This window comes from Nitrosococcus halophilus Nc 4, from assembly GCF_000024725.1.
GTDB lineage: Bacteria > Pseudomonadota > Gammaproteobacteria > Nitrosococcales > Nitrosococcaceae > Nitrosococcus > Nitrosococcus halophilus.
In genome coordinates, this window is the sequence record NC_013960.1 from 3,108,958 (window position 1) to 3,124,501 (window position 15,544).

The 15,544-nt window shown below is 54.0% G+C and carries 15 protein-coding genes; 7 read left to right on the plus strand and 8 right to left on the minus strand.

Features of this window, described 5'->3' with window-relative positions; genetic code table 11:
• Nucleotides 1-276 precede the first annotated feature (276 nt).
• Together NHAL_RS14710 and NHAL_RS14715 are read left to right on the plus strand one after the other, a co-directional pair.
• Nucleotides 277-1,239: a hypothetical protein gene (locus NHAL_RS14710; RefSeq protein WP_013033938.1), complete on the plus strand. Its 963-nt coding sequence runs from the start codon at nucleotides 277-279 to the stop codon at nucleotides 1,237-1,239.
• 101 nt (nucleotides 1,240-1,340) lie between these two features.
• Nucleotides 1,341-3,305, plus strand: a complete 1,965-nt coding sequence (locus NHAL_RS14715) for an Hsp70 family protein (protein ID WP_013033939.1) — start codon at nucleotides 1,341-1,343, stop codon at nucleotides 3,303-3,305.
• Nucleotides 3,306-3,361: 56 nt separating this feature from the next.
• Here the strand turns inward: NHAL_RS14715 and NHAL_RS14720 are convergent, their stop codons facing one another.
• The 3 genes from NHAL_RS14720 to NHAL_RS14730 all read right to left on the minus strand — a co-directional run bounded on the left by NHAL_RS14720 (nucleotide 3,362) and on the right by NHAL_RS14730 (nucleotide 5,913).
• Complete coding sequence (locus NHAL_RS14720) at nucleotides 3,362-3,562, minus strand: DUF3330 domain-containing protein (RefSeq protein ID WP_013033940.1); 201 nt, start codon at nucleotides 3,560-3,562, stop codon at nucleotides 3,362-3,364.
• A 139-nt stretch (nucleotides 3,563-3,701) separates the two neighbouring features.
• Nucleotides 3,702-4,529: a phosphosulfolactate synthase gene (locus tag NHAL_RS14725; protein WP_013033941.1), complete on the minus strand. Its 828-nt coding sequence runs from the start codon at nucleotides 4,527-4,529 to the stop codon at nucleotides 3,702-3,704.
• Nucleotides 4,519-5,913: an MmgE/PrpD family protein gene (locus tag NHAL_RS14730; RefSeq protein WP_013033942.1), complete on the minus strand. Its 1,395-nt coding sequence runs from the start codon at nucleotides 5,911-5,913 to the stop codon at nucleotides 4,519-4,521. The genes NHAL_RS14725 and NHAL_RS14730 overlap by 11 nt, the downstream gene beginning before the upstream one ends.
• A gap of 312 nt (nucleotides 5,914-6,225) precedes the next feature.
• Here NHAL_RS14730 and NHAL_RS14735 point away from each other — a divergent pair, with 312 nt between their 5' ends.
• Nucleotides 6,226-6,687, plus strand: coding sequence for a TspO/MBR family protein (locus NHAL_RS14735; protein ID WP_013033943.1), 462 nt, complete (start codon nucleotides 6,226-6,228; stop codon nucleotides 6,685-6,687).
• A 51-nt stretch (nucleotides 6,688-6,738) separates the two neighbouring features.
• Here the strand turns inward: NHAL_RS14735 and NHAL_RS14740 are convergent, their stop codons facing one another.
• Nucleotides 6,739-7,023 carry a hypothetical protein gene (locus NHAL_RS14740; protein WP_013033944.1) on the minus strand — a complete coding sequence of 95 codons (285 nt, stop codon included), beginning with the start codon at nucleotides 7,021-7,023 and terminating at the stop codon, nucleotides 6,739-6,741.
• Between the two features lie 507 nt (nucleotides 7,024-7,530).
• On the opposite strand from NHAL_RS14740, the gene coxB reads away from it, so the two are divergent.
• The 4 genes from coxB to NHAL_RS14760 all read left to right on the plus strand — a co-directional run bounded on the left by coxB (nucleotide 7,531) and on the right by NHAL_RS14760 (nucleotide 12,817).
• Nucleotides 7,531-8,673 carry a cytochrome c oxidase subunit II gene (coxB, locus tag NHAL_RS14745; RefSeq protein ID WP_013033945.1) on the plus strand — a complete coding sequence of 381 codons (1,143 nt, stop codon included), beginning with the start codon at nucleotides 7,531-7,533 and terminating at the stop codon, nucleotides 8,671-8,673.
• The gene (ctaD, locus tag NHAL_RS14750) at nucleotides 8,670-11,231 is read left to right on the plus strand and encodes a cytochrome c oxidase subunit I (protein WP_013033946.1); all 2,562 of its coding nucleotides are present in this window, start codon (nucleotides 8,670-8,672) and stop codon (nucleotides 11,229-11,231) included. The genes coxB and ctaD overlap by 4 nt, the downstream gene beginning before the upstream one ends.
• Nucleotides 11,232-11,241: 10 nt before the next feature.
• Nucleotides 11,242-11,619: a hypothetical protein gene (locus NHAL_RS14755; protein WP_013033947.1), complete on the plus strand. Its 378-nt coding sequence runs from the start codon at nucleotides 11,242-11,244 to the stop codon at nucleotides 11,617-11,619.
• A gap of 88 nt (nucleotides 11,620-11,707) precedes the next feature.
• Nucleotides 11,708-12,817: a c-type cytochrome gene (locus NHAL_RS14760; protein ID WP_013033949.1), complete on the plus strand. Its 1,110-nt coding sequence runs from the start codon at nucleotides 11,708-11,710 to the stop codon at nucleotides 12,815-12,817.
• Between the two features lie 50 nt (nucleotides 12,818-12,867).
• Here the strand turns inward: NHAL_RS14760 and NHAL_RS14765 are convergent, their stop codons facing one another.
• From NHAL_RS14765 to NHAL_RS14780, 4 genes are read right to left on the minus strand one after another with little or no spacing between them, the layout of a single operon-like run.
• Entirely contained in the window at nucleotides 12,868-14,202 is a 1,335-nt protein-coding gene (locus NHAL_RS14765; RefSeq protein WP_013033950.1) for an ATP-binding protein, read from the minus strand.
• On the minus strand, nucleotides 14,199-14,858 hold the full coding sequence (locus NHAL_RS14770; protein WP_013033951.1) for a response regulator transcription factor: 660 nt from the start codon (nucleotides 14,856-14,858) through the stop codon (nucleotides 14,199-14,201). The genes NHAL_RS14765 and NHAL_RS14770 overlap by 4 nt, the downstream gene beginning before the upstream one ends.
• Nucleotides 14,858-15,190: a PepSY domain-containing protein gene (locus tag NHAL_RS14775; protein WP_013033952.1), complete on the minus strand. Its 333-nt coding sequence runs from the start codon at nucleotides 15,188-15,190 to the stop codon at nucleotides 14,858-14,860. The genes NHAL_RS14770 and NHAL_RS14775 overlap by 1 nt, the downstream gene beginning before the upstream one ends.
• The gene (locus tag NHAL_RS14780; RefSeq protein WP_013033953.1) at nucleotides 15,162-15,473 is read right to left on the minus strand and encodes a PepSY domain-containing protein; all 312 of its coding nucleotides are present in this window, start codon (nucleotides 15,471-15,473) and stop codon (nucleotides 15,162-15,164) included. Before NHAL_RS14780 ends, NHAL_RS14775 begins: the two co-directional genes overlap by 29 nt.
• Between the last annotated feature and the right edge of the window lie 71 nt (nucleotides 15,474-15,544).

Consider the following 15,544-nt stretch of genomic DNA (forward strand, 5'->3'; position numbering starts at 1 on the left):
GTGGTGCTCACTGGCAGTGGGCTTGTAAATTTTTTGACCGTGACGAATATCACGCAGTTCAACTAGAAAGTTTCGAGACGGGGTATTGAAGTAACTCCGCCATTGCGGCTTCGGACCTTGCATCATTTTATCACTTGAGAGTTAAGTTACATAATTCATTGCATTCGCTCTACTTCTCATTCGGCCGTCCTGCGGCGAAAGTTAGTTGATTGAAGACTCTGGTTAAGATACTCTAGGCGATGAGAAGCTATTTACATTTTTTTCGGTTTTTATAGCATGATGGAAACAATTTCCACGCTTTTCGTGTCCAGAAAACAGGGCTTTCATAATGCTATCTTATCGGCTGATCCGAAGGAAATTCCTCAGGTTACGCAAGAGACGTTGTGGGTTTTATACAATGATTACCTTTCTCAAGAGGAGCAATCGCCTGCGTTTGAAAATATAATCAAGGTGTTTTTTGGCCTTGTGGCTGACGCGGTACAGAATGCATCCACCCTCTCGAATCTTGTAAATCAGTCTGAGCGTGATCGCCCTTCTGAAGACATGCTCGCAGAGGATCAGGCGGCATCATCTAGAATGGAAGCTCCCCTTAGCGAGGGGGAAGGCCTGCTATGGAAGGCAACGTTCGCCATGGCAAGCGCGTTATTTCTCTCTATCCTCCTTGAGCTCACGGTGCTCAGCGCCCTTTTAGCTATTGTCATCGCCTTAACGGCTTATCTTGTTTTGTCTGGAAAGTGGTCGGAGGTAGTCAAGAGTTGGCCTTTCAACCTTATGATAAAGCGTAAAACATCGAGGAAAACCTTCGCAAATAATCTAGATGCCGAGCAAGAGCAAGATGAACGGGAGGCTCAGATTCGCGCTTATATCGCAGGATTTGAGAGTCTGTTGCGGAGGATGGATGTCATACTGGAGATGATACACAAGGCTGTTCCTACGCCTTCGTTAAGGGCGTCAATCCCTGTAAGCGAGACGACCTTGCAATTCATGCAGGACTTGGCGGAGGCGGCACAACAAGAGAATGGGGCCTTTGCGCTGCAGTTGGTGCACAGTCGGCTCGGAGCAGTGGCTTCGAGCCTCCATCTCGACCTCTGTGAGTATTCGCCCGAGATAGCGGCATGCTTCGTAGTGGATACCGCCATGAGCGGGGAAGGCGAAATACCAGGTACCCAGACTATCAAACCAGCAATCATGCGCGATGGTGAATGCTTACTGCCTGGTTACGCTAGACAGGTGAGCTAATGGCGCTTTCTCGCAAGATCGGGGGTTAGGACATAACGACTATTAAAAACTTTGACGGTTTCCAGGAACTAGGTGAGCGGTGAGGAAGTGAGAGGTACGGCATGTCAAATGATCCTGAGATCATCGGTTTTGATCTAGGCCACGGCGAGAGTGCGCTGACAGTCACGCGAATGTCGCAAGAGAGTGAACCGATGCCGCTGCAAGTCACTAATACCGACAATATGATTACCGCCGTCGGACGCACGGAAAAGGGAGAAATTCGCTTAGGAAACCAAGCCATAAGGTTGGCGCACCAGCTTGTAGAGAGCTATGTACGATTCAAAGATCCTGAACTCGATAATCACCCCACTGCTGGAAAGGCGACGCGCCTCTTCGTCAGCGGCATCGCTGAAAAGCTGAGGGACGGTTCGGCCAAGCTATCCAATTTCGATCAGGCCCTTTTCTATGTCGGCTGCCCGTCGGAATGGAGCAACCGTACACAAAAGAAGTACCGTGCGTTGCTGAAGGAGAGCGGGCTTCCAAATGTCAAGGTGGTACCGGAATCGCGGGCGGCCTTCATGTTTTCCCGTGAGGTGGGGGAACTCGATGAAGAGGAGTTGTTACAAAAGGTGTTGCTTATCGATGTGGGTTCATCAACTACCGATCTCACGGTCAGCGATGGACTCAACGAGCATCCAATCGATCTCGGACATAATGTGCTGGGTGCCGGTCTGCTCGATCAGCTCATTTTTGATCGGGTGGTGGTTCAGAGCCCGAATCCTGATGAGATCAAAAACTATCTGGAGACCCATCCAGTCAAGGGCGTGGAACTTGATGTGAAGTGCCGACAGGCTAAACACGAGTACTTTAATGAATTCGCCGGCACAGGTGAGAGTGTCAACGACGTCTTCTTAGCCGACCAAACCCCTCTTGTTATCGTCCTGAATGATGCAGTTATGGCAGAGTTGTTGGAGGCGCCGATCGACAAGCTCGGTGGCCTCTCCTGGAGGTCCTCCTTCCGCCAGTACTTAAACAAGGCGCGAGAGAGCATGGGAGGATCGCCCGACCACATCATCGTGACGGGGGGGGCTGCCCGCATGCCTATCGTTCAGGATCTGGTGAAAGCGATGTTCCCAGAGGCTAAGATAGTTATGGGTAAGCAGCCCGAGTTAGCTATCTCGCGCGGACTTGCGTATTTTGGACGGGCCCATCTCCGTTCCAGTCGTTTTCAAAACGATGTTACTAAGTTAATCAAAGAAAATAAGGTCGACGACCTCGTATTGTCCGCCATTCCTTTGCTTTATTCCAAGCTGGCGACAACCCTTGCCGAGGGCATCGTTCAAGAGGTCATATACAGCAAGGTGGAGAAATGGCGTAATAACCATATCAAAACGATGCGGCAGCTCGAGAATCAAATCGAGGCCGATGCTAAGGCTTGGCTCAAGGGTAGCAGGACCAAGGAGCGCATCACGAAGGTGGTTGCCGATTGGCTTAAAAGACTTATCCCCGACATTAAGACCCTTACCGATCCCATTTGTCTACGTTATGGGTTGGACACTGCGGCCCTGGAGCTTAAGCCCGAGACCCATCTTTCGAGTGATATGCCAGAACTCGAAGGACTTACTAGCACATTCCTAGGAAAAGACTTTGATGATTTTGCCGACGTCCTTAATCTGATTGTCTCAACGGTAGTGGCGCTGATTGTGGGGGGGAGTGGAGTGGCCCTTCTTCACCTTCCCTTATTTGGTCAAGTGGCTGCAGGGGTAATCGCTTTCTTTGTCTTTTCGATTGGCAAAGATGAAGCCAGGGGAAGAGTGGAGGAATGGGCCAAGGACCGAGACTTTGGGCCGGCGATCGTTCGTCGCCGCCTAATCTCCGACGACAAAGTGAAGAATATGTGTCAGGATATACAAAAGAAGCTTTCTGTCGGAATTAAAGAGGGATTCAAGAAGGCTGATGAAAAGGCGAAAGAAAAGCCAGATGACAAGACCCTCGCTGAGAAGGTGACAGCTGAAATTGATGCCGGCATTCGGCAACGGGCATACGATTCCATTCTGCTATTCGAGAAGAAAATCCCTGGAAATTAGGGATAATGACCAATCTGTTTATTAGCGTGTAGAATACCTTTTATACAAAGTCGAGATTAAGGCTCCTTTTTTTCCTCTGTTTTCTCTTGAGCTTTTCTCCATTCGTCATAGCATTCTAAGCCACAAAACCAGAGAATATATTCGTCTGCTTCATGGCTTTTGGCTTCTGACTCAGGAATTTCTTTAAAGCAAATCTCGCAGTTGAGTTTCGGTTCGCTGGAAAATACTCGTGGGTCTCGGTCATGTGGCTCAGTCATGGGATTGACTCCTAAATTGAGCTTACATTGATAAATTGTAGCTCCTATAGCCCATTAAAATTATTTTTCGTGATATTGATTTCGATCATCTTTCCCAGAATGCAGGGGGTGGATACTCAGAAATTTAATTTCTTTTTGGTTATTTTTCTTTGTAGGTGAGTACCCGGCCCCAAATTTCCTGGGTCCCCCAGATTCCGGCCCGCAGGCACTCAAGTTGGACGATCTGGCTGTGATCCACAAACAAATTCACCTCGGGGCCATAATTTTTGATATACCAGGAAAAGACTTCTGGTTCGGCGGCTTCGAACATGATTTTTTCCAAACCCAGTTCATTAATAATCTTAGCCACCACATCAGTGCGCCAGCTCTTGACGCTTTCCGTGATTCCCTCAGACTCGATCATGATCATATAAGCACCGGCGTCAATGAACCGTTTTGCTTGCTGGATCATCCATTCGGGATCTTGGGTTCCGGCAGCTTCCAGCGCTTCGGCGGTAGTAGCACCACCGGCGCCGAATTGAATTCCTACCTCAGGTTTGGCTTTTAAACCGGCTTGTTGGACTTTCTCTACCAAGCGTAACCAGTCGTCGGTGGGAATGGTGATAAAACCGCAGGATATCTCGATGATATCGAAGCCTACGGCTTTGCATTCCTGGATGTATTTTTCAACCGCTTCGGGCCCTTGGGTCAAGACATGCTCGATAAATCCGCCTGTTGATACCAAGGCGTCAAACTCGTGGGCGGTGGCAATAATTTCCTCTAGGGCGGAGCGGGGCATAAGGGTAAAGGAGCCTCCGGCAAATTTAACGGAGTCCACATAAGCGCCCATGGTTTCCAAGACGTCCCGTAAATAGCGCTTTCCCATGACGCTGTAGTAGGGGCCCCGGATTTCGGTGATACCTTGGGTTCTCGGCTTGGTCTGACGTTGGTTGAGCCGTAGAAACGGGTATCCGCGTTCATTTGCCATGGTGGATGCCTCCTTCGGGTGTTTGGATCTGCGTTAGCAATTCGGTTAATTCTTTTACCTTGATGGTTTCAAGGTTACCGACCGCTTGGATAATGGTCTCACGGAGCGAGGTATCCGTGTAAGATTGTGTGAGCCGGTGGAATTTTTGGGTAATCGTCTCCCACGTCATGGGGCGGGTATGGAACCCTTCGTAATCCTGTTTTTCTTTCACCAGTTCCCGCCCGTCTTGGAGGGTGATGGTCAACCGGCAGGGCATTTCTTGTGGAAAGCGTTGGCTCAAGGATTCTATAGGCCGCACGGTCACTTTTTGCAGCAAGCTTTGGATATCAGGTTGTTGGATGCGTTGGGGTAAATACTGTTCGGGAAGTACATTGCCATCAAGCAGGGCCACCGACACAATATAGGGCAGGCTGTGATCGGCTTGTTCTTTGGTATGCACCTCTGTTTTGGTCCCTTCTTCACCCCCGCCGATGATGTGATAGGCCACATCAAAGATATCAATGTTTATCCGCTTGATGTCTTCCGTGGAGAAGCCGTGTTCCTGTTGCAGTTCCAGCACCCCTTCGGTTGCCGATTGGGAATGGATTTCAGCATTGTATTTCTTGATAATGGTTTGGGTGACTCGCTCCAGGTCTTCTTTTGACCAGTCCAGGGAGAACTGTCCCGCAATGGAGTCCATGAATCCTTTGTTGCCTTCAAACACTTCCGGTGGGCCTGTGATCCCTTGTTTAGCGAGCAGGGCGGCGTGGGTACCGCCAAAGGCGGTATTGGGATAAGCCAGACCTTTCCAGTGGGACAAGGTCCCGGTTCGGGTTACCCGCAGGGCATTGAATGCGGTGCCGCTGATGGCAATCGCGTGAGCGGTTTTATTCCCCTCGAGGCCCAGTGCTTTGGAAACTCCTGCGGCGACGGCATAGCTTCCTTGAGTGGTGTGGTCGAAACCGTGCGCCCGAACGGGGGCGACATCGCTGAGTCGGCACTGAACTTGGTAAGCCACTGCTAGGGCTTCCAGCAATTCCCGGCCATGGCGGTCAGCGGATTCAGCCGCCGCCAATACGGCGCCTAAGTTGTCGCTGGGATGGCAAGTCTCGCCGGAGGCTAGATAACTATCGTTGTAATCGAGATAACGAATTAAGGCCCCGTTGTAAAAAGCAGCCCGATCGGGAGAAGTCCGTGCCTTAGTCGCCATTAAAGTGCAGTGTTCCGTCCCTCCCACTTCACGTAAATAGGCGCGCAGCATCTGAATAGGCTCGCCTTCCAGGGCGCCGATTCCGCAAGCCAGGGAATCTAGAACCCGAATTTTGAGCTGTTGGCGGGCTGCTTCTGAGAGGTCTTCATAGGATGCCTGGGTGACAAATTCAGCCAGATGTTCAACCTGTGTCATTCATGAATCCTAAGTTAGCGCTATTTTTGATAATTCGACGTTATGGGAGGTTGTCAACTTTCAATTCACGTTGCTTTCTCTTATTACATAAAAGAAAGCATAGAAAATACCGCGCTACGTTTCTAGTCGTTCTGTAAAGCAGGTTTAACGGTTGACGATGGTAACAGTAGAAAACAAGTGTTGAACCACAATGATACTTAAACAAACTTATAGATATTCCTTCACGCTGGAAAAAGGGGCTGATTGGGGGACCCCATGGCGATAGGCACCCCAGTGTTTGAAATACGAAATCATTCGAGGCAGGAGGCAGTCATGAAATCGGTAGCAGTGCTCGTTCTCTTTCTTGTGGCCGCCTTTGGCGCGGCAGCCTTCGGTGCATTATTTCCTCCCGGTTCTTGGTATGAACAGCTCGTTAAGCCTCCCTGGACTCCGCCAAATTGGGTGTTTGCCCCCGTTTGGACGCTGCTTTATGTGCTGATGGGGGTCAGCGGCTGGCTTGTTTGGCGACGTGCTGGTTTTTCGGCTGCCCCGGCGGCCTTCTCGGCGTTCGCTCTGCAATTGGTCTTGAATGGGACTTGGTCCTGGCTTTTTTTCGGCCTCCATAGGCCCGGCATCGCCTTTGGCGAGATTTTGCTGCTATGGATGGCCATTCTCGTGACCATTTTCCTGTTTTGGAAGAAGACATGGTTGGCGGGGGCGATTCTCCTGCCCTATTTGGTGTGGGTGTCGTTTGCCGCAGTTTTAAATTGGAAGCTGTGGCAGTTAAATGGGTAGATTGGGTAGATAAAGAAAGAAGGGGTCCGCAGACCCCTTCCACCTGTTGACTTACCAAAGTCTGCCCACATTGACGTTGTTGTAGGCGTCTTGGTTCTGGGTATTGGTGTTGTGAACATTGTAGTGGCCAAAGTTCGCTACGTTGTTGCCCACCATGTTCTCTAGCCCTTGGAACTGTGAGATAGCTTGGGTAGGGCTGACTTCCAGGTAGCGGTCTCCGCCGTAGGGGTACCAGGATAGGCTGGTCATGGCTTTCATGCCGCCACGGACGCTGCTCATGGCTTCCCCATCTAGGGTTTTGCTCTCGCTCAGGTCAATAATCATCAATTTGCTCATGGTCTTTACTCCTCAATCATGGGATGGTGAATTTAGTTTCAAACTCGAACCGGGATAACTTTTCCGGCGCTCATCCAACAGATTGCAGTTCCTGTGCCAAATGCCCTTAATAAGGGGTAAAAAAGCACAAGTATCTGTTTTTTAATGTTATAGAAATTTTGGTGCGAGAGCGTTTCACCCTTTTTCGTTGCCTATTGAAAAGGGGGGTGTGTGCTGAAAAACAACAGTAATGGCTATGGTGTTGGTAGAAATACGGTATTGTGGGGAAGAGGCCTAGTTAAGGAACATTTTGGGGATGGCTTCAGTGAACATTTAAAGAGCGCTAGTAAGTTGAACGCGACTTCCGGTTCTGCCCGAATTCTTATCCTAAACCAAAATTATCGTCTAAACTGAAGGGCGTATACTCAACTAAATATAAGTTATGACCCTAAATCCATCCCGGTGTAATGCATACGACTGCCTCGATTTTCTGATCGGCACTCCTGATTAGCCATACTGATTTATTTCATGCAAAACCCTGTCACGGCAACTATCTTAGGGATTGTCGCCGAGCTTAGCGCCTTTGGCCGACTAAAGAGCCGGCGGTTCGAATGCCTTTGGATAAAACAAGGGATAAAACAGTTTCATGCCGTTCCTTCGGCACGGCTCGGGAGTATCCGCCCTCCTCGTCGAAGTACTAGCTTAGTGTTGATCTTTGCGAGCGTGTGGTTGGTGTTGGGGTGCGGGGGGCCTCAATCGACGCTGGATCCGGCGGGGCGTGGAGCCGAACAAATCGCCGAGCTCTTCTGGTGGCTGGTTGCGGTGAGCATCCTCATCTGGCTTTTGGTCGTGGGTTTGGCGGTCTACGCCGGGTGGATCCGGCCTGGAGTGCACCACTACCGCAAGGCCAATCTCTTGATTATTGGCGGTGGCGCCGTTTTCCCAACGCTGGCGCTTGCGGTTTACCTGAGCTACGGATTGGCGCTAATGCCTGGGTTGTTGGCGCCGGCACCGGAGGATAGCTTAAAAATTACCGTCTCGGGCGAACAGTGGTGGTGGCGGGTGCGCTACCACCCCCCGAGCGGGGAGCCCATCGAGCTGGCCAACGAGATTCGCCTCCCTGTTGGTGAGCCGGTGGATCTATTCCTTGCCAGTCCCGATGTCATTCATTCTTTTTGGATTCCCTCCCTTACCGGCAAGATGGATATGGTTCCAGGGCGTGTCAACCGGTTGACCCTGGAGGCGACCAAGACGGGAGTTTACCACGGGGTCTGTGCCGAGTACTGTGGCACCGCCCACGCGCTCATGAAGTTCCATGTGGTTGTCATGGAGCCGGAGGCCTTTGCCGCCTGGCTAGAACACCAGGCACGGCCGGCCTCAAGGCCGAAGAAAATGGCGGCACGCGGCCAGGAGCTCTTCCTCATCCATGGATGCAGCGCCTGCCACACGGTGCGCGGTCTGCCGGCCAACGGTAGGGTGGGGCCCGACCTTACCCATGTGGGAAGCCGGGTGAGTCTTGGGGCTGGCATTCTGCCCAATGACCCCACGGCGTTCCTGCGGTGGGTTGCCCATACGGAAGAGCTCAAGCCGGGAGTACATATGCCTGAATTCGGAATGTTGCCTAAAGAGGATTTGCAGGCGCTGGCTATATTCCTGGAGGGATTAGAGTGAAAGAATCGGATAAGCCATCCAAAAAGGCCCCCGGAGACGTAGAGCCCCTTGCCGAAGCCCCCCCGGTAGAGGTCCAGCGTGCCCAGGAAGAGCGGTTGCTGAAGGCGTGGAAGACGCCGGAAGGGTGGCGCTATTGGTCGGCCGTCAACAACTCGGAGGTGGGCGTCTGGTATACGGCCGCCGCCTTCGCCTTCTTCCTCTTTGGTGGCATTTTGGCGTTGCTGATGCGAACCCAGCTCGCCGTGCCTGAAAACGACTTCGTCTCGGCCGATTTCTACAATCAGCTTTTTACATTGCACGGTTCGGTGATGATGTTTCTCTTTGCCGTGCCGCTTTTCGAGGCCTTCTCCATCTTCGTCCTGCCGGAGATGCTGGGCGCCCGTGATCTGCCCTTCCCTCGCCTCTCCGCTTATGGCTTCTGGAGCTTTCTGCTGGGTGGCATTTTCGTGTGCGGCTCTATTTTCTTCAACGCAGCCCCCAGCGGCGGCTGGTTCATGTATTCGCCCCTGGCTACCGAGTACCAGCCAGGTATCGGGAACGATATTTGGTTGCTTGGCCTGAGCTTCATTGAACTGGCCTCTATTGCGGCTGCCGTTGAGATCATCGTCGGCGTGCTGAAGACTCGACCGCCGGGCATGCGAATCAACCTCATTCCGCTCTACGCCTGGTACATTATTGTGGTGGCGGGTATGGTCCTGTTCGCCTTTCCCCCCCTCATTGCCGGGGACATTTTGTTTGAGTTGGAGCGAATGTTTGACTGGCCCTTCTTCGACCCGGCGCGGGGCGGCGATCCCATCCTGTGGCAACACCTCTTCTGGATCTTCGGTCACCCGGAGGTCTACATTATTTTCTTGTCCTCCATCGCGTTGGTGGCGATGATCGTGCCGACGTTCGCGCGCACCCCGATGGTGGGGTATAGCTGGATCGTCTTGGCGGCGGTGGGTACCGGTTTTCTGAGTTTCGGGCTGTGGGTGCACCATATGTTTACGGCGGGGCTGCCGGGCATCTCGATTGGGTTGTTCTCCGCGGCTTCCGAGGCCGTCGCCATTCCCACGGGCGTACAAATCTTCTGCTTTATTGCCACACTTCTGGCTGGGCGCGTGGTGCGGTCCGTGCCGATGCTTTTCGTCCTCGGTGGCCTGGCTATTTTCGTGCTGGGAGGGCTAACTGGGGTCTTGGTGGCCCTGGTGCCGTTCAATATGCAGGCCCATGACAGCTATTTCATCGTCGCCCACCTCCATTACGTGCTGATTGGCGGAGCCGTCTTTCCGATTCTTGCCGGCTTCTACTATTTTTTTCCCATGGTCAATGGCAAGAAGCTCTCCGACCGGTTCGGAAAAATCGCCTTTTGGCTGATATTCATCGGTTTTAATATTACTTTCTTTCCGATGCATCTGACCGGCTTGCAGGGTATGCCGCGGCGGGTATTCACCTATCCTGCCGATGCCGGCTTTGATGTGCTGAATCTGGTGTCGAGCGTCGGTGCTTTCATCCTGGCCTCGGGGATCGCCGTCTTCGTTTGGGATGTCCTCCGCCCGAAGAAGAAGCAGCCCTACGCTGAGCGCAACCCCTGGGGCGCCGGCACCCTCGAATGGCTGACTGAAATGCCAGGCAAGCCTTGGGGTTCCCGCTCCATCCCCGAAATTGACAGCCGCTATCCTCTGTGGGATCAACCCAACTTCATGCGGGACGTTGACGAGGGCCGTTTTTACCTTCCGGATGCGGAGGAGGGGAAGCGGGAGACCATTATTACCACCACCATCGACGCGCGGCCCGTCCAGTGCCTACGGGTTCCCGGTCCAACCTTCCTCACTCTCTTCGCGGCCATGTTTACGGCTGGCGTCTTTATCTTCGCCACCTTCCACTGGTGGTGGCCGGCGGCCATCAGTGGCCTGCTGGCCCTTGCGACCATCCTCGTCTGGCTGTGGACCGGCACGGCCCTCATTCCTGAGAAAGAGGAGAAAGACGTGAGTCTCGGCCTGACCCTGCCCCTTTACGCCTCGGGCCCCAATTCGGTGGGTTGGTGGGCCATGTTCATTACCATGCTCGGTGACATGGTCGCTTTTGCTAGCCTGGTGTTTGGCTACTTTTTCTACTGGACCATCCATGACGATTTTCCACCCGATCCTGAAGCGGGTCCACTCGTATTTTGGTCGCTAGTGGCGGCAGCGCTGTTGCTGGGGGCCTGGCTGCTGACGCTGCTGGCTCAACGCTGGAACAGACATAGCCGTGGGGTGGCCTTCTACGGCGCGCTGCTAGGCGCTATTATGGTTGCGGTGGCCGGTGGCATGGCGCTTCTCGCCGGCCCCTGGCGGGCTGGTTTTGATCCGGCAAGCCATGTTTATCCTGCCATCATCTGGGTATTGGTGCTGTGGACTGTGATTCATGTAGCGGTGGGCGTGATTATGCAACTCTATTGCATTGCTCGGAGGTTAGCAGGTCGGCTGACCCCCCGCCACGACATTGATATCGCCAATGTGAAGCTGTACTGGCACTTCATGGCCGTTACGGTCGTCGTTACTGTGGCCGTCATCGCTGGTTTCCCCCAGATTGTCTGAGGATTGCGCTATGGTCAAACTTCCGGAAAAAAATGAGAGCCTATGGCTTTTGATCGCCTCGCCAATCATCTGGGCCATACACTTTCTACTGTGCTATCTGACCGCCGCCCTCTGGTGCGCAAAGGTGGCCGGCCGCTACGGGTCCCTCGGTAACGTTGGGATGGCCATCATGATCTATACGGTGCTGGCGCTTATCGGGATTGGCATCGTTGGCTGGATTGCCCTCCGCCGACATAATACCGGCACTGCTACCGTTCCCCATGATTTTGACACGCCGGAGGATCGCCACCGCTTTTTGGGGTTCGCCTCGCTGCTGCTCTCGCTCTTGAGCGCAGTGGGTGTTCTCTACGTTGCTCTCGCCATTGTTTTTATTGAGACTTGCCACTGATGTGCTCCCTCCTGCGGATACTTGAACTTTTTGTGCTGATGGGGGTGGGCCGGTTAAGTGACCCAGTGGATAAGCGCCAGGAGGAGACATGAGGCGGCTGCGCACCATCATTGTTTTTCTCGCCTTGCTCGCCGTTGGGGGGGTGCTGGTGGCTGCTTCCGGCATTATTCCCATTAAGGCGAGTTCTGGCCATTGGGCCCTCACGTACTGGTTCCTGAGTTTCTCCATGAATCGTTCCATCGCTACTCACAGTATGGGCATCAAGGTGCCGGAGATTGCCGATCCAGCTTTGGTACTGCAAGGGGCGGGTCACTACGAAACCGGTTGCCGTTTCTGTCATGGCCGTCCTGGTTTGCGCCATCCGCCTATCCCAGGGCAGATGACTCCACCTCCGCCCTACCTCCCATCGGCTCTGCCGAAGTGGGAGTCTGGGGGGCTTTTTTATATTGTCAAGCATGGGGTCAAGTTCACGGGCATGCCGGCTTGGCCGGCACCGCAACGGGACGACGAAGTATGGGCCATGGTGGCATTTCTGCGGGTGCTGCCGAAGTTGACTGGGGAGCAGTACGAAAAACTTATCCGGGGAGAAGTCCCCGCCCGTGATGGCAAGCAAACCAAGGAAGTGCCGTCGGTGGTGATGGAAAACTGTGGGCGTTGCCACGGCATGGATGGCCTCGGGCGTGGTGTCGGCGCGTTTCCTCGGCTGGCGGGACAGCATATCCCCTACCTTTATGCCTCGCTGAGTGCGTATGCGCGGGGAGACCGCCATAGCGGGATGATGGAACCCATCGCCACGGAACTGAGCCCTGAGCAGAGACGCGTGCTCGCGCGATACTACGGCAATTTACCCCCCTATGTCCCCACGCCGCCTGGGGAAGGGCTGGCAGGGGCTATTGCGCGAGGCGAGATCATTGCGAAGCAAGGAATTCCAAGTGAGCGCATCCCCTCCTGTGTAGATTGCCACGGTCCCAGCACTATCTCTCGTAACCCTTACTATCCCGTGCTCGCTGGCCAGTATTTCCAGTATCTCGTCTCGCAGCTCAAGCTCTTCGCCAAAGAACATCGCGGTGGAACGCCCTATGTTCGGCTCATGCACCCCACCGCCCACCAGCTGACCGAGGAGCAAATACGCGACGTTGCCCGCTATTATGCTTCGGTGCCAGCCCTTTCTCTGCCGCCTAATGCGCCGGAGCAATAACTGCTTGTGGTAGAGTTTTTGGCAATAGCGCATCCCTAACAGCCTGATATTTACCCCCTGGGAGGGGGGAGCGGCAAGCGCACTTGCACCTGCAAGCCTCCCCCTGGATTGCCGTCCAACGATAATTCGCCCCCGTAAGCCTCTACCATATCGTTGACAATATCTAAGCCTAGCCCGTGGCCAGGCACTTGCTGATCCAGGCGTTGGCCTCGCGCCAATACCGCTTGCCGCTGTGACGGTGCGATTCCTGGACCATCATCCGTCACGCTGATAATCAGCGCAGCGGACTGACGCTGCAACGACAAGATAACGGTTTGATGGGCCCATTTGTAGGCGTTATCCAGCAGATTGCCGAGAATTTCTAGCATGTCCTCCCGCTCCAGCGGCAATGCTGGTGGTAGACTGCCTTCGATTTTAAGGTTCAGATCACGGTCATGGGCCCGTTCCAACGTATGTACTAATAGGGGCACGTCTTCGGCGGGTGTAAAGCGGTTTGCAGGTGTCGCCCCGGCAGCAATGCGGGCGCGTCCCAAGGCTCGCTTGATATTGGCTTCTATCTGCGATAGTTGCTTATTAAGGCTGTCTGCGAGAACGGGGGAGAGGGCGAGCAATTGGGTGCGGCACTGGTTTTTCATGACCGCTAGCGGGGTTTTCAAGCCATGGCCCAAGTCCCCTAGGGCATGGCGGGAACGGCGCAATTGCCGCTCGGTATCCTCTTGGAGTCGATTGACTTCTTCCACCAGGGGTTTCAATTCCCGCACCACGTTTTTATCCAGGGTGGTACGCTGCCCTTGGCGGAATTGCTTGAGTTGCCTGCGCACCTGGCGAAGTGGACGAAGCCCTCGCCGGATCAGCCCTTGCTGCACTGCGGCCAGCACCGCCAGTAACAGGATCCAAGCCACGAGGCCGCCGGTTTTGAGGCGGGTGAAGTCCTCCAGTTGCGGCGCATAATCCTGGGCGACCACCACGATGATGAGTTGGCCGTCCATCTGATAGTGAGCCCGATAGCGCAACAGCTTTTGCTTGCGGGGTCCTTCCACCAGCGTGGCGCTGAGTCCTTCTTGCAGGGGGGCCTCTAGCTGGGTATCCCACAGGGAGCGGGAGCGCCACCGTGCTTGCGGGGTGATGACCAGGAAATAGCGGCCGGACAAGGGGCGACGGTAGGCTGGGTCGAGGGCTTGGCGTTCCAGACGTACGCCGTTGGCACCAGGGCTTAATGCCGCCAGCACGCTGACGGTTTCCTGCCGTAGGTTGGTGGCGAGTGTGGCCCGCTGTCGTTGATCTAGCCACCAGATGGCGGTTTGTCCCGCCAGCACGCCGGGCACCAGCAGGCTGATAAATAAACTCATCCCCAATTGACGGCCCATGGAATTCACGGGGGTCATCCTTGGAATCGGTAACCTTGGCCCCGGCGAGTTTCAATCACTTGGTGACCCAATTTGCGGCGTAGCCGATTGATATGGACTTCCAGCACATTGCTATCCCGCTCGCTTTCACCATCGTAAAGGTGCTCGTTCAACTGCATGCGGCTAAGCAGTTTGCCTGGGTGCAGCATGAAGCAACGTAACAAACGGAATTCACCGCGGGTCAGTTCGTATTCCTGATCGCCCCGCCAGATGCTTTGCCGGTCTTCATCCAGGGCCAGCCCCCCGACTTCTAGCCGGGGGCTGTTGACCGCACCATGGCTGCGCCGTAACACGGCTTGTACTCGCAGCAGTAACTCATCGGGATGGAAGGGTTTGCTCAGGTAATCATCAGCACCAGCGCGTAGACCTTCTAGACGCTCCGCCCAAGCATCCCGGGCGGTAAGAATCAACACCGGCAAAGTTAGTCCCTCAGCGCGCCAGCGCTGCAATACTTGGAGACCGTCTAAACCTGGCAGGCCTAGATCCAGAATTACTAAATCATAAGGATCATCGTGGGCAGCCAGCAGCGCATCCCGGCCATCCACCCGCCAATCCACCGCATAGCCATGGCCCTTAAACAGGGGTAATAGTTCATCGGCTAGGGCTATATTGTCTTCCACCAGTAACAGGCGCATCAGTCGTCTATGTCGTCTTCAATGAGCAGGCCATTGCTGGCATTGATTTCAAGCTCATGGACTACGCCAGTGGGGGTCAATATTTCCAGTTCATAGACGTAGAGACCGTCTTCCCGTTCCAGCTCCGATTCCAGCAGTTGTGCGCCGGGGTAATGCTCAAGTGCCCGCGCCAGGATCTGTTCAAAGGGCAGGATAGCGCCGCTTTGCCGCAGGCGCAGCGCTTCGTCATGGCTTAAATCCAATGCTTTTAGCGATGCTCCGGACAGCAATAAGATGAGGGCGGCCGAAGCCGCCCAGAAGCGATTAATCTTCTTGCCGATCACGGATAACATCACCGCTTGCCGGGTCCAATTCCACCTCCCATTGGGTCCCTTGGGTATCTTGCAATTCTACCGTGTAGACATAGCCGCCGTACTCTTTTTCTAGTTCGGTTTCTTCCACGGTAGCGCCGGGATGTTTGGCGAGGGCAGCTTCATTGAGTTTTTTAAAGGACTGGATTTTGCCCTCTTGCAGGAGTTGCATTGCTTGGTCTGGGCCGACCTCATCGGCTTGCACTATCCCTGTACCGGTCAAGCTCAAAATGGTGGTGATGAATATCCATTTTCTTATGCTCATGGGTGACTCCTTAAGTGGCTATTACTTCAGGTTGAGTGGCCACTTTACGCTCCGTGTCTTAACTATGGATG

Excerpts from the sequence above, each read along its gene's own strand:
- NHAL_RS14720 (WP_013033940.1), bottom strand. The coding sequence starts at position 3,562 with ATGACTGAGCCACATGACCGAGACCCACGAGTATTTTCCAGCGAACCG.
- coxB (WP_013033945.1), top strand. The coding sequence starts at position 7,531 with ATGCAAAACCCTGTCACGGCAACTATCTTAGGGATTGTCGCCGAGCTT.
- NHAL_RS14755 (WP_013033947.1), top strand. The coding sequence starts at position 11,242 with ATGGTCAAACTTCCGGAAAAAAATGAGAGCCTATGGCTTTTGATCGCC.
- NHAL_RS14725 (WP_013033941.1), bottom strand. The coding sequence starts at position 4,529 with ATGGCAAATGAACGCGGATACCCGTTTCTACGGCTCAACCAACGTCAG.
- NHAL_RS14740 (WP_013033944.1), bottom strand. The coding sequence starts at position 7,023 with ATGAGCAAATTGATGATTATTGACCTGAGCGAGAGCAAAACCCTAGAT.
- NHAL_RS14735 (WP_013033943.1), top strand. The coding sequence starts at position 6,226 with ATGAAATCGGTAGCAGTGCTCGTTCTCTTTCTTGTGGCCGCCTTTGGC.
- NHAL_RS14730 (WP_013033942.1), bottom strand. The coding sequence starts at position 5,913 with ATGACACAGGTTGAACATCTGGCTGAATTTGTCACCCAGGCATCCTAT.
- NHAL_RS14780 (WP_013033953.1), bottom strand. The coding sequence starts at position 15,473 with ATGAGCATAAGAAAATGGATATTCATCACCACCATTTTGAGCTTGACC.
- NHAL_RS14760 (WP_013033949.1), top strand. The coding sequence starts at position 11,708 with ATGAGGCGGCTGCGCACCATCATTGTTTTTCTCGCCTTGCTCGCCGTT.
- NHAL_RS14775 (WP_013033952.1), bottom strand. The coding sequence starts at position 15,190 with ATGTTATCCGTGATCGGCAAGAAGATTAATCGCTTCTGGGCGGCTTCG.
- NHAL_RS14715 (WP_013033939.1), top strand. The coding sequence starts at position 1,341 with ATGTCAAATGATCCTGAGATCATCGGTTTTGATCTAGGCCACGGCGAG.
- NHAL_RS14770 (WP_013033951.1), bottom strand. The coding sequence starts at position 14,858 with ATGCGCCTGTTACTGGTGGAAGACAATATAGCCCTAGCCGATGAACTA.
- NHAL_RS14710 (WP_013033938.1), top strand. The coding sequence starts at position 277 with ATGATGGAAACAATTTCCACGCTTTTCGTGTCCAGAAAACAGGGCTTT.
- NHAL_RS14765 (WP_013033950.1), bottom strand. The coding sequence starts at position 14,202 with ATGACCCCCGTGAATTCCATGGGCCGTCAATTGGGGATGAGTTTATTT.